We start from the raw sequence: 12,222 nt of genomic DNA, 5'->3' as shown, positions 1-12,222 counted from the left end.
CACCCCGTGCCCGCTATCAACGACGTCCTCGACAGGTCCTATGACGCCTTCCTCTTCGATATGGATGGAACGCTGCTGAATTCCATTGCCGTCGTCGAGCGTGTCTGGAGCGAATGGGCAAGACGCTATGGCCTCGAGCCGGAGGTCTTCCTGAAGACGATCCACGGTATCCGCGCCTCCGACGTGATCCGTGGGCTGGGTCTGCCGGGTGTCGATCCGGCCCACGAGGCGGATCTGCTGCTTGCCGAGGAGATGGAGGATGTCTCCGGTATCGTCGAGATCCCCGATGCCGTCCGCTTTCTGAACGCCATCCCCGACGGCAAATGGGCGATCGTCACTTCGGCGCCGATCGAGCTCGCCAGGCGCCGCATGGCCGCCGCCGGCATCCCGATGCCGACGGTCATCGTCAGCGGTGGCGAGGTCAAATCGGGCAAGCCCAGCCCGGAAGGCTATCTGCTCGGCGCAAGCCGGCTCGGCGTCGATCCGGCGAGGTGTCTGATTTTCGAAGACGCCGTTGCCGGCATCCTAGCCGGTGAGGCGGCTGGCGCCGATGTCACTGTCATCACCGAAACTCACGCCACGCCCTTCGAAACCCCGCATTTCTCGATCGCCAACTATCAGGCGTGGCAGCCCCGCCAGACCGCCGAAGGCCGATTGAAGATCGCCGCGATCTGATTGTTGTCAGCCGAACTGCTTCCTTTTTGTGGGAGGCAGGTTTTTTCCGCTTGCATTGCACGCGCCGAAAAACTAAACGAAGCAAGCCGTTTCGGCAGGTCGGGGCGTAGCGCAGCCCGGTAGCGCACTTGACTGGGGGTCAAGGGGTCGCTGGTTCGAGTCCAGTCGCCCCGACCATTTATCCCCTTGAAATCCAGTCAAAAACTTCCGCTTTGGCGGTGAGCGCCGCGGGCGTGCCGCATTGAGAACATCGGCCGTCAGTGCGGCTTCTGCGCGATTGCGATCATCGATTTCGCCAGGAGCGGAATTCTCCCGACATATTCGAAGTCGACGTCTTCGAAACCGGTTTCATGCAGCAGCGTGCTGAGCGTTTCCGGCGACCAGAATTTGATATGACCGTGATCCTTCAGCGGCATGAAATGGTCATCCATCTTTCCGCTCACGGCAAGCGCCAGATTTTTCCAGTAACCGTGGAAAGGCGTCGAGACAACGGCGATGCCGCCTGGTTTTACCAAATCGTACATCGTCGCCGTGAAAGCCTTGGGGTCGTATACATGCTCCACCACCTCCAGGCTGATCACCGCATCGAAGGTCCCGTAGCGGCTGGAAAGATCTTCGTATCCGGAGCCGATTTCCAGGGGAAGATCGGGATGGACCGCTTTCGCTTTCGCGATGCCGTCCTCCGACGGATCGACGCCGACGACGTCGTAGCCTTTCTGCGCAAGCACTGAGGCAGCCCCGCCGGTGCCGCAACCGAGGTCGAAGACCGCTGTTTCGTTTGCCTCGTGGAAACTGTTTTCAAGAACATCGACGACAGTCGGCAAGATATAGGAATGAGCGGTCGCCGGCTTGGCGTGGACATAGGTAGTCGCGTCCAGTTCGATAGACATTTCACCTCCTGAAAGAGTGGGCCCGCGGACATAATGGTACGGCGGAGTTTGACGGGAGTGTGGTGCCGTTGTGGTATTAAGGTGATTAACGCCTAAGGCGTTGCGCCGGCAGTCGATTGACGCTCCGATACAGATCGGCCGGCGTTCTTAACGCCCTCTTCATTACAATGCGAGGGATGGTGATGCGAGCACCAGAGACTCCCCGAAGCCGATTGACAGGGTGCCGAGAAGGTGCTGAAAACGACCGAAATCCGGATCCGTCGGATTGCGGCGAAATAAATGGCCGATCTTTCGGCTTCGGCTTTGACTATTTAAAGAAAATGGCGCGAGAAAATGCCTCCTTAAATGGAGTGATTACAAATAATTCATCTGGTTGTTTTAGGAGTACATTGGTCGGGTGGGTAGATAGTTGTTTTCTTGTTAAGGCTATACACGGCGTTGCGACAAGCTGTTTAGATTTTGCTTGGAAAATCTCAATTCGCCTCGCATGTTTCGTAAATACGTGTAGATTAACATGATCCTTGTCACAGATAGCCTGGTGCGAGCCCATGCCGGATATGAACCAGAATCTAACTTGCAGGCAGGCTCTTGCCAGCGCGTTCCAGGCTCTGTCGGACGAGGCGGTCAGGGCCGGCTGGCCGGAGGGCGACGTTGCCCTCGCGCTTGCTGAACTGGCCGAGGAGCGGGTGATCGAGATGACCGCCAAGGTGATCATGGAAGGCTCCATGCACCCGCAGATCGTGGCCGCTGGCCACCGCCGCAGCTGATCGCAAACACTCCGGATCGGTTGCTCCGTTTTCGTTGATCTCACACAGCAATCCTGCCGTCTTTGCTGCCGTCGAGTCCGCGCTTGCAGGGCCATCGCTTCAGATATTCGACGGCGTCCCAGGCAGTGGAAAGCGATGAGGTTGTCGGTTGGAGAATGGGTTCGGACAGGGGAGGGGAAGCGTCTTTCACTCAACGTTTGTACTCGCTCATTCCTTCTGCAAAGGCGGCGGTAACGCTCCGGACAATATTTTGTTCCACATGAATTTGCGCAGTTGCTAAAGTTCTGACCCTCGCGCATAATCGAATTATTGCCGGTTGCGGAGGGCGTCCGGCGATGCAAGCGTGAAGGCGTTTGCCCTCGGAGGGAAGCGCGGCGTGATGTTACGGTCATCAATTCATCCGCATGATTTACCGCTCTTTTCGGAAGATCTCGATCTGCTTTCGCAAGTGCTGGACAAGGTCTGTGTCGAACGCGGACTTGTCAGAACGGCGCCGGAAGCCGAGCGGATCGGTGCGGTCATCATTCAGCTTTACAGGCAGGGCGTGAGAGACGGCGGCAAACTGGCCGACCTTGCCAAGACCTATCTGTGACACTCGGGTTCTGGTTTAATTTAGGACAGGGCGACGGTCATTCCGTCAATCGTCATTGGCGGCGTTGAGATTTTCCGGCCGGATGCCGTCATCATTTGACGTGCGTGCCCGCAACCGAATGCCGGGGCCGCCTTCATCCTGATTGCCGCTCGAAAGGAAGATGATGCCGTGCGCCTCGAGCGTGCTGCGCACGTCGAACAGCGCATGCGGCTCGCCGGCAAAATCGCCTTTTTCCAACGCAGCCACCGTCTCGACCGGCAGGCCGCTTGTGGCGGCGAGCTCTTCGAGACTCATCCCGATCATGGCGCGCGCGCCGCGTATCTGTGTCGCTGTTATCATGACGGAAAATCTAGCGCATTGACCGCACTTCTCAAGTGGCGTGGCCGACCGGACTGACCATATTGAGACGGGATTATGCCGAAGAACGCCTTCTCCCACAGGTTGGGCGGGGCGCGCTGTGACTCACGCGCCGACGGGAAGCCTGCCTCGACAACGGCTGGATCGGTGCGGTAGAGTACTTCCTCCCGCCTTCTGGCGCAGCTCCCCGCTTACAGGCAGGAGCGCCATGCCGGCGGCGCGCGTCTTAGAATATGGGCGGAACCGGCAAATGCGGAGCCAATGTCATGAGCTTTACGGCGCCGTCATTATTGGCCAGATCCCTTATCGATCCGCATGGCATAGGCGACGGCGCCATCCCGTTCGAATTCCGAAAAACCAAGGTGACGGTAGAAACCTCTGGCGCGTGCGTTGTTGGGATCGACACCGAGATGCACAGCTGCGACCCCTTGATTGCGAAGCGCTTCAAGCTCGGTGCTGATCATTCTGCGCCCCCAGCCGCCTGCCTGAAGTCCGGGAAGAATGTTGATGTGAAGATGGGCGGGGTACTGGTCTTGAAGCCAAACCGTTCCGCTGCGCGGATTTTGAATGCGTTCGATCACGTCGGCATCGCGCGCGCAAGTGGGCGTCAGTCCCGCGGTCTGCCGGCGGACCAACGGCCACCAGTTCGCCTCCAGCTCTTTGTCGAACTCGCTGGTATCAGGCACCCCGACGACATAGCCGACCGGACGATCGCCTTGCACAAGAACAAAGGCAAACTCTCTGGCGAATTTGAGATAGGGTACCGACCAGATGTAGCCGGGCAGATGCGGGTCGCTGTAAAGGGCGCTGGCATCGTGACCGCCATTCGCGGTCCTCAGGCAGATTTCGAAAAAGGCTTCAGTATCCGCTTCGATCGCGGGACGGATGAAGCAGTTGCTGTCCATCACTTTGCCACCTCCTGCGTGGCGCTTTGTCATTTGAGGTCGCGAGAGGAGCTGATGCACTGACGATTACCTCAGATTCGCCAGCCAGGCAAAGCTCTGGGGGAAGAAAACGCTCGGCCGGTGCCTGGAGCAAGGCCTGAGCGGGGAGTGGAGAATGAACCAAGTGAGGTGGAGCAGATGAACAGAACCGTGAAATCGATCAGCATACTGCCGGCATACCGATTGAAAGCAGCTGTCGCGCTTGCCGGCGCGGCGCTTGTGAGTTTTGGCCTTTCCGCCGCCCGCGCCGACGATCTGGCGGTGTGGGACGACCAGACCTTTGAAGGTCAGAGCGCGGTCATAGAGCAACTGAACAAGGAGTTCGAAGCCGCCCATCCCGGTGTCACGATCAAGCGCACCGCCCGCACCTTCGATGACATGAAGCTGACGCTGAAGCTTGCGGTCTCGGCCGGCGACGGCCCTGTCGTCACCAAGGTCAACCAGGGCGCCGGCGACATGGGCACGATGGTCAAGGAAGGGTTGCTCCTGCCGGTCGACGAATACATCAAGAAATATGGCTGGGATAAGCGGCAGTCGGATTCCGTGCTGGCCAGAGACCGCTGGGAGGGGGCGAAATTCGGGGTCGGCAAGACCTACGGCATATCGGGTCTCGCCGAGATCGTCGGCCTTTATTACAATAAGAAAATCCTCGACGATGCGGGCGTGGCGCTGCCGCAGACCTTCGACGAGCTTTTGGCCGCTCTCGACAAGCTCAAGGAAAAAGGGGTCGCGCCCTTCATGATGGGCTCGGCCAAGCAGCATCTCGCCCTGCACATGATCGGCGCCATCGATCAGGCCCATATCGACGCGGCCAATCGCGCCGAGCTTGACGACCTGATCTACGGCAAGGGCGGCACCTGGAACACCAAGGGGAATATCGAATCGGCCAAACTCGTGCAGCAATGGGCACAGGGCGGCTATTTTTATCCTGGCTTCGAGGGCATCTCGGGTGATGACGCCGTCCAGCTGTTCATATCAGGGCAGGGCGCATTCCTGATCTCCGGAACCTGGTATTTCGGCGACATGCAAAACAATCCGGATATCGGCTTCATGGCCATTCCTGCTCCGAAGGGCGTTTCCAAGCCCATGAGCGTCGGCGGCGTCGATCTTGCCTGGGCGATAACCAGCCTTGCCAAAGACAAGGCGAAGCAGGACCTGGCCGGCGAGTACATCGACTATATGGTATCCGAAAAGGCCGCTGAAAGCTGGGCCAATGCCGGCTATCTCCCCGCAACATCGCTCCCGGCGGATGCAAAGCCGAAGCTCACGCCGCTCCTGACCGCTGGCATCGAGATGTGGAAGACGCTTAACGCCAACGATGCGCTCGGCCATTATCCCGATTGGTCGAGCCCGACGATGCTGAAGACAATCGACGACAACACGCCGCTTCTCTTGTCCGGCAAAATCACACCCGAAGCCTTTGTCGATGCCATGGACAAGGACTATCAGGCCTATTTGAAGGATAAGAAATAAGCAGTGCGGACGCCGGTCACGACGGCCCCGGCGGTCCGACCGGCGTCCCGTTCATCACGTTAAAATAAGTGCTACGAGCTCACGGCTTGTTGCGCGATGACCAGAGCTTTGGCAGGGAGTACTGGATGAAACGCTCCGCACTCGATGGAACGCGACAGACCAATTTCATCTATTTATTGCCTGGATTGCTGCTCTACGCAGCGTTTGTGTTTGGGCCGATTGTCGCGGCTTTGGCTTTGAGCCTGACCAGCTGGGACGGCCTGACCATGCCCAGATGGGTTGGCCTTGGCAATTACGCCGATCTCTTTTCCGACAGTCGTTTTTACATCGCCTTGCGCAACAATGCCGAGCTGATGATTTTCTACTGCGTCCTGCCGCTCGTGCTCGGCATAACGCTTGCCGCCTGCGTGTGGAACTTGAAGCAGCGCGAACAGCTCGCTCTCAGAACGTTCCTGTTCCTGCCTTATATCATGCCGACTGCCGTGCTGGGCATCATCTGGGCATGGCTCTACAATCCGGCATTCGGCCCGTTCAATCAGTTTCTGCGAGCGGTAGGCTTGGGGAGGTTTGCGTTACCCTGGCTCGGAGATTTCAATTTTGTGCTTCCCGCGGTCGGGATCGTTGCTACCTGGTATTTCTTCGGTTTTTGCATGGTCATCTTCCTCACCGGAATCCAGCGCATCGACCCGTCTCTTTTCGACGCCGCCAAGGTCGACGGCGCGTCGCCGCGAAAGACTTTCTTCTGGATAACGCTGCCGCTTCTCATGCCTGAGATCAGGGTGGTTTTGCTTCTGACGGTTATTGCCTCGATCAAAAGCTTCGACCTGATCTTCACGATGACCCGCGGTGGACCCGCCAACGCTACGCTCGTGCCGAATATCTACATGTATCAGCTCGGCTTCGAACTCAATCGCTTCGGCGCCGCAGCCGCCATCGCCATTGTCGGCGCCTTGCTGACATTCGCAATCAATTTCGCAATTCACCGGCTGGTGGGCTCCAGAAGCAAAGGATTGGCTTGATGAGCCGTTCGTCCAACATTCCCGCCGCGCTCTTCCTTCGCATTGTCCTCTGGCTTCTGGCTTTCGTAACGATCACCCCGTTCCTGCTTCTGCTGCTGACCTCGATAAAGAGCAAGGCCGACGTCCTGAAAGGCGCATTCGCCCTTCCGGCCTATCCGCATTTCGAAAATTACGTCGATGCCTGGAATGCCGGGCATTTCAACATTTACTTTTGGAATTCGATTGTCGTCGTCATACCCGTCGTTGCTGCAAGCGTCTTTCTAGGCCTGCTGACCGGTTTTGCCTTCGCCTACCTGTCATTTCCGCTGCGACGCACGCTGTTCGCGATCCTGACGCTCGGCATGATGGTGCCGGCGGAGGCCTTCATCATCCCGCTTTATTATGAAATGCGCTATCTCGGGCTGATCAATACCTATGCGGCTCTCATCATCCCGCAGATCGCCATGTCGATACCGTTCTCAACGATCTTCCTCGCCAGCGCGATGCAGCAATTGCCGGAGGAGGTTCTCGAAGCGGCGGTCCTCGATGGCGCCGGACGCTTCTATATCCTGCGCAAGATCGTCGTCCCGCTGATGATACCGGCGATGTCGACACTGGCGCTGTTCCTGTTCATATGGACATGGAACGAGTTTCTGATTCCGTTCATTCTGGTCAATGACGACGCCTATCGGACGCTGCCGCTCGGCATGCTGTTTTTCCAGGGGCGTTATACCGTCAACACGCCGGTTCTGACCGCCGGCGCTGTGATCGTCATTTTCCCGCTGATCCTGACCTACCTCGTTTTCCAGCGGCGGTTTATTGCCGGTCTGACGGCGGGTGCGACGAAATAGGTTGCGCCGCTTCTCTCGGCCTCCGACTGCGCCGGTGGCGGGCTTCCAGCGCTGCGCAGCCCCAGACCGTGCCAAGCAGCAGATAGACATGGCGCCAGTGGTCGATGTCGATCACGTTGCCGATCGCCGCATGGCCGAGGACAGAGATCCAGGCGACCATCAAAAAGGGTTGCCACGGCCGGTCGAGCAGCAGGTATCGGAAGCCGAGCGCCAGCGTCCAGATAAGCATGCCGACATAGCTGACGAAGCCGAGCCAGCCATAGGAGGTGAGCGATTTCAGCCAGATATTGTGCTCGTCCTCGGGAAACATCGTGCCGAACACCAGCGGGCCGATGCCGAGCGGGCGCTCCATCATCATGGTGAAGCCGATACGGTGACGCTCGAAACGGCCGAGATGTTCGCCGTCATATTGCTGCACCAGCTGGGCGCGGGCGGAAAACAGTTCGGCGACCTTCGGGACTTGAAGCGCCACCAGTAGCGACGCGATCAGCATGATGATCGCCGCCAGCGACAGCACCAGCACTCGCAGGCGAAAGGCGCCGCTGCGCTCCTTCAGCAGCATGATGAAGATCAGCAGTCCTACGCCGAGCGCAAACAGCCCCCAGGCGGCACGGGAAAAGGACAGGAAAATGCCGAGCGCCAGCACGAGCAGGGCGGCAGCCTTCAGCGGCGATTTCTTCAGGTCGCCCACTAGAATACCGTGGACGAGATAGAGCGATGGCGGCACCAGGAAGGGGCCGAAGACGTTCGGATCCTGGAAGGCGCCCTTGGCGCGGTCATAGAGGGTGAAGATCTGAGCGCCTGGAAAGGCATGGAAATAGCCGAGTATGCCGAGCGCCGAGGTGGCGACGGCGGCGAAGATCCAGGCATTGAAGATCAGTGGCAGCCGCTTGTGGCTGTCCTCGATGATTGCCGCGTAGAAGACCGCGGTCAGCGCCAGGAAGGTCGACACGGCGATATACATCGGCGCCGTTGCCAGATCCTTCATCTGCGTCAGTGACAGCATGCCGCCGATGTTGAAGGTGAGCAGCAGGGCAAGCAGGGGCGCCACACCGCGTGAAATCTTCAATCCCAGGATGAACCAGAGACCGATCAGCCCGGCCATCCAGAGTTCATAGGGGGCCGGCTCGTCGATGACGAAACCGGAGAGGAAGACGCCGAAGGCGACGAAGGCCGAGCCGATCAGGCGCAGCGTCATCCGCTGCGGCTGGGCGACACGCGGATATGTCGCCTCGACCGTGCTCAATAGGCGTTTTCCGTGTTGAGCAGCCGGATCGGCGTCAGGAACAGGATCTTCAGATCGAACCAGAGCGACCAGTTCTCGATGTAATACAGGTCGTAGGCCGTGCGGAACTTGATCTTCTCGTCATTGTCGACCTCGCCGCGCCAGCCGTTGATCTGCGCCCAGCCGGTGACCCCTGGCTTGACGCGGTGGCGGGCGAAATAGCCCTCGACGACATCGCCGAAGGCGCGGTCGCGAGCCTGGGCGAGCACGGCGTGCGGGCGCGGGCCGACCAGCGAAAGCTCGCCTCTCAGCACGTTGAAAAGCTGCGGCAGCTCGTCGATCGAGGTCTTGCGGATGAAGCGGCCGACGCGGGTGACGCGCGGATCGCCCTTGGTCACCGCGGCCTTGCCGGTGGGGTCGGCCATGTTGGTGTACATTGAGCGGAATTTGAAGACGTTGATGATTTCATTGTTGAAGCCATGACGCTTCTGCATGAAGAAAACCGGGCCTTCGGAGGTCGCCTTGATGGCGGCAGCAGTGACCAGCATCAGCGGCCACAGCAGGGCAAGGGCGACCACGGTGAAGAAGATGTCGAAGCCGCGCTTGGCAACCGAATCCCAGTCGCGGATCGGCTTCTTGAAAATGTCGAGCATCGGCACCGAGCCGACATGCGAATAGGCGCGCGGCCGGAAGCGCAGCCGGTTGGCATGCGCTGCAAGACGGATATCGACCGGCAGAATCCAGAGCTTCTTCAGAAGGTCGAAGATGCGCGCCTCTGCCGACAGCGGCAGGGCGATGATCAGCATGTCGATGCGCGTCAGCCGCACAAATTCGACGAGCTCCGCCACGGTGCCGAGCTTCGGATAACCGGCGACCATGATCGGCGAGCGCTTCTCGCCGCGGTCGTCGAAGATACCGCAGATGCGAATGTCGTTGTCAGCCTGCTGTTCCAGGATGCGGATCAGCTCCTTGGCTGGCTCGCCGCCGCCGACAATGACGGCGCGCCGCTCCATGATGCCGTTGCGCGCCCAGTTGCGAATGCCGTAGGCGACGAGGAAACGCTCGCCGGCAAGGAAGAGTGCACCGGCGGCAAACCAGGGGAGATAGGCCACGATCATTGCCGATGTGGTGCCGCGGACGAGCGCGAACAAGCCGATGGTGAGGACGAGGGCGATCGTCCATGCGGCGAGGATGCGCGGCATCAGCCGCAGCTTCGCCCGAAGTGCCGGAATGGTGTAGGTGTCGGCAAGCTGCAGGCAGGCCACGGTCAGAGCCGAAGCGATCGCCGCCATGCCCGCCCGCACCAACAGGGGATCGCTGCCGTCGCCGGGTGCGAAGAAGTAGACGATCAGGGCGATCGAAAAGAGGGCCAGGAATTCGAGCAGCCGTAATTGCCCGATGATGATGACAGGCGAACGGGTTCCGTCGCGGAACTGTTCGGCGATCTGCCGGGCATAGGCATTGATTTCGGTCGGCTCGGAGGCCTGCTCCCGACTTGCATTGCGTCGCGCCTCGATGTCGGAGACCTGCTTGCGCAGTGCTTCCACGTCGAACGGATCGCTTTTTTCCAGCTTGTTCATGGGGTTTTGTCGCTCGTTGTCAGCAAGCGAAATACCAGAAAGCCCCTAAGAAATATTTACGAGGCGGCAGACATTGCTTGGCCCGCGGCGGGATCGACCAGCTCATGGTACAATTTCAGCACATCACGCGCCATGACGGCGGAGGAAAATACCGCCTTTACCGCCTCCGGCTTCGGCATCGTCCTGCCATGCCAGCCGGGCATGGTCAGCGTTTCCGCCATCACGCGGGCGAGGTCGTCGGCATTGCCGGGTTCCACCAGTGCCGCGCTGTCGGCGCCGAGCACCTCGGGAATGCCGCCGACGCGGCTGGCGATGACCGTCTTGCCGGCGCCAAGGCCCTCGAGGACGATATAGGGCATGGCTTCGGCGCGCGAGGGAACGACAAGGTTCTGCGCCATCGAAAAAGCTTCGTGGACGCGCATTGCCGGCAGCATGCCGATGCGCTTGCCGAGGCCGCGTTCGACCATCATCTCGCGGTAACGGTCCCGGTCAGGCCCGTCACCGATCATCAGCGCCGACAGCGGCCTGCCGAGCAGCCGCTCGGTCTTGGCAAAAGCATCGACAAACAGATCGGGACCCTTGAGGTCCCGGAGCATTCCGACATAGATGAAATGGACGGCGTCCGAGCGGGTGGGGATCGGTTCGAAATCACGCTCGCCGATGCCGTTATAGATCAGTCTCGTCTTCGTCCGTGGTCTGCCCACCTTGCGCATATAGGTGTCGCGCTCATATTCGCAGATGAAGACCAGCGCATCGGTGAAATATTCCTGCAGGCGCTCCATCCTGAGGACGAATTGTCCGCTGAGCGAGGAGCGCGAATAGTGCAGGCTTCCGCCATGCGCGGTATAGAGGCGGGCTACGCGATACCTGTTCACCCGCAGGGCTGAGCCGGCAAGTCGCGCGAGCACGCCGCCCTTGGCGCCGTGCCCGTGCAGCACATCCGGCCGCAAGCTTTTGATTTTCTTGTACGTATCCCACATCGTCGCAATATCGGACGGGCTGACCGAGCGTCGGATCGGCACGCGTGTCAGGCCGAGCGAGAGATAGGGACGAATATCGTCGAACAGGTTGTCCTCATGCTCGCCGCCGGTCGAGCTGTCGCAGAGGATTCCGATGTCATGGCCCTCCTTCGCGTGCTCCTCGACCAGGTCGCGGACATGGCGGAAAATTCCGCCGACCGGCGATCTGAAGCAATGGAGGATGCGGAGCGGCTTCTGTTTTCCCATAACTCAGAAGAGCCGTTCGCGGACGTAGATCGTGTCACCGGCGATGATCGGCCCGGATATGTTGATGCGGCCGGTCAGCACCTGTCCGTTGATCTTGCGGGTGACATCGACCATGCTCTGGTTGGCGCGGCTGGTGAAGCCGCCGGCAACGGCGATGGCATTCTGCACGGTCATGCCGGGAACATAGGCATACTGGCCGGGCTGGCCGACTTCGCCCATGATGAAGATCGAACGGTAGCGGTCGACGTCGATGGTTACGTCGGGATCGCGAAGATAGCCCTGCTGCAGCTTCTGGGCGATCTGCCCTGAGAGTTGCTGCAGGGTTCGGCCGCGGGCAGGGACCTGGCCGATGAGGGGGAAGGCGATATAGCCGGCCTGATCGACCGTATAGGTATTGGTCAGGCTCTGCTGGTCGAAGACGGTGATGCGCAACCGGTCGCCGCTATCAAGCGTATAGGGCTGGATAGTCGCCTCATTGAAGGCTTTCGGCGCCGGCTTGTAGGTCGTGCAGCCGCCCAATGCCGCCGTCATGGCTGCAAGGCTCAGGGCCAAAAGGATCTTGGGCGGGGCGACAGACATCCGCAAGTGCTCACAGAAATGAACTCGGTGAAGCCGTTATCGATCTGTTAGGGTTAATGCCCGGT

13 protein-coding genes, 1 tRNA gene and 2 pseudogenes are annotated in these 12,222 nt (G+C 59.7%); 8 read left to right on the top strand and 8 right to left on the bottom strand.

Annotated elements, in window-relative coordinates; all coding sequences use genetic code 11:
• The first annotated feature begins 6 nt into the window (after nt 1-6).
• Nucleotides 7-675, top strand: a complete 669-nt coding sequence (locus C4N04_RS00890; RefSeq protein WP_106795257.1) for an HAD family hydrolase — start codon at nt 7-9, stop codon at nt 673-675.
• Nucleotides 676-775: 100 nt separating this feature from the next.
• Nucleotides 776-852: transfer RNA gene (locus C4N04_RS00885), tRNA-Pro, on the top strand.
• 80 nt (nt 853-932) lie between these two features.
• On the opposite strand, the gene C4N04_RS00880 is transcribed toward C4N04_RS00885, so the two are convergent.
• Nucleotides 933-1,565, bottom strand: coding sequence for a class I SAM-dependent methyltransferase (locus tag C4N04_RS00880; RefSeq protein ID WP_038688130.1), 633 nt, complete (start codon nt 1,563-1,565; stop codon nt 933-935).
• Between the two features lie 548 nt (nt 1,566-2,113).
• Here C4N04_RS00880 and C4N04_RS00875 point away from each other — a divergent pair.
• Entirely contained in the window at nt 2,114-2,332 is a 219-nt protein-coding gene (locus tag C4N04_RS00875; RefSeq protein WP_009996469.1) for a hypothetical protein, read from the top strand.
• A 76-nt stretch (nt 2,333-2,408) separates the two neighbouring features.
• Here C4N04_RS00875 and C4N04_RS32040 read toward each other — a convergent pair.
• Nucleotides 2,409-2,526, bottom strand: a pseudogene (locus C4N04_RS32040) (DUF982 domain-containing protein); the annotation flags it as partial.
• A 185-nt stretch (nt 2,527-2,711) separates the two neighbouring features.
• Between C4N04_RS32040 and C4N04_RS00865 the strand changes: the two are divergent.
• A complete protein-coding gene (locus C4N04_RS00865) occupies nt 2,712-2,924 on the top strand; it encodes a hypothetical protein (protein ID WP_009996470.1) in 213 nt (70 codons plus the stop codon).
• 45 nt (nt 2,925-2,969) lie between these two features.
• On the opposite strand, the gene C4N04_RS00860 is transcribed toward C4N04_RS00865, so the two are convergent.
• The gene (locus C4N04_RS00860) at nt 2,970-3,263 is read right to left on the bottom strand and encodes a helix-turn-helix domain-containing protein (RefSeq protein WP_039619029.1); all 294 of its coding nucleotides are present in this window, start codon (nt 3,261-3,263) and stop codon (nt 2,970-2,972) included.
• A gap of 96 nt (nt 3,264-3,359) precedes the next feature.
• On the opposite strand from C4N04_RS00860, the pseudogene C4N04_RS32555 reads away from it, so the two are divergent.
• A pseudogene (locus tag C4N04_RS32555) lies at nt 3,360-3,551 on the top strand (glycogen debranching protein); the annotation flags it as partial.
• A 17-nt stretch (nt 3,552-3,568) separates the two neighbouring features.
• On the opposite strand, the gene C4N04_RS00850 reads toward C4N04_RS32555, so the two are convergent.
• Nucleotides 3,569-4,186, bottom strand: coding sequence for a GNAT family N-acetyltransferase (locus C4N04_RS00850; protein ID WP_106795256.1), 618 nt, complete (start codon nt 4,184-4,186; stop codon nt 3,569-3,571).
• A 177-nt stretch (nt 4,187-4,363) separates the two neighbouring features.
• Between C4N04_RS00850 and C4N04_RS00845 the strand changes: the two genes are divergently transcribed.
• The 3 genes from C4N04_RS00845 to C4N04_RS00835 all read left to right on the top strand — a co-directional run bounded on the left by C4N04_RS00845 (nt 4,364) and on the right by C4N04_RS00835 (nt 7,547).
• On the top strand, nt 4,364-5,698 hold the full coding sequence (locus tag C4N04_RS00845; protein ID WP_106795255.1) for an extracellular solute-binding protein: 1,335 nt from the start codon (nt 4,364-4,366) through the stop codon (nt 5,696-5,698).
• A 125-nt stretch (nt 5,699-5,823) separates the two neighbouring features.
• On the top strand, nt 5,824-6,717 hold the full coding sequence (locus C4N04_RS00840; RefSeq protein ID WP_077993303.1) for a sugar ABC transporter permease: 894 nt from the start codon (nt 5,824-5,826) through the stop codon (nt 6,715-6,717).
• Complete coding sequence (locus C4N04_RS00835; RefSeq protein WP_009996698.1) at nt 6,717-7,547, top strand: carbohydrate ABC transporter permease; 831 nt, start codon at nt 6,717-6,719, stop codon at nt 7,545-7,547. The genes C4N04_RS00840 and C4N04_RS00835 overlap by 1 nt, the downstream gene beginning before the upstream one ends.
• Here C4N04_RS00835 and C4N04_RS00830 read toward each other — a convergent pair.
• From C4N04_RS00830 to C4N04_RS00815, 4 genes are read right to left on the bottom strand one after another with little or no spacing between them, the layout of a single operon-like run.
• Nucleotides 7,513-8,793 carry an O-antigen ligase family protein gene (locus C4N04_RS00830; protein WP_096762155.1) on the bottom strand — a complete coding sequence of 427 codons (1,281 nt, stop codon included), beginning with the start codon at nt 8,791-8,793 and terminating at the stop codon, nt 7,513-7,515. The genes C4N04_RS00835 and C4N04_RS00830 overlap by 35 nt on opposite strands.
• Nucleotides 8,790-10,352 carry an undecaprenyl-phosphate glucose phosphotransferase gene (locus tag C4N04_RS00825; RefSeq protein WP_086156190.1) on the bottom strand — a complete coding sequence of 521 codons (1,563 nt, stop codon included), beginning with the start codon at nt 10,350-10,352 and terminating at the stop codon, nt 8,790-8,792. The genes C4N04_RS00830 and C4N04_RS00825 overlap by 4 nt, the downstream gene beginning before the upstream one ends.
• A 56-nt stretch (nt 10,353-10,408) precedes the next feature.
• Nucleotides 10,409-11,578, bottom strand: a complete 1,170-nt coding sequence (locus C4N04_RS00820; protein WP_038688144.1) for a glycosyltransferase family 4 protein — start codon at nt 11,576-11,578, stop codon at nt 10,409-10,411.
• 3 nt (nt 11,579-11,581) lie between these two features.
• Entirely contained in the window at nt 11,582-12,157 is a 576-nt protein-coding gene (locus C4N04_RS00815; RefSeq protein ID WP_010060356.1) for a polysaccharide biosynthesis/export family protein, read from the bottom strand.
• Nucleotides 12,158-12,222: the final 65 nt, after the last annotated feature.

It is taken from the genome of Rhizobium sp. H4 (genome assembly GCF_003013335.1).
Classification (GTDB): domain Bacteria; phylum Pseudomonadota; class Alphaproteobacteria; order Rhizobiales; family Rhizobiaceae; genus Rhizobium; species Rhizobium sophoriradicis.
The sequence above is the reverse complement of the archived record's forward strand: the minus strand, read 5'-3'. Positions and strand labels throughout refer to the sequence as shown.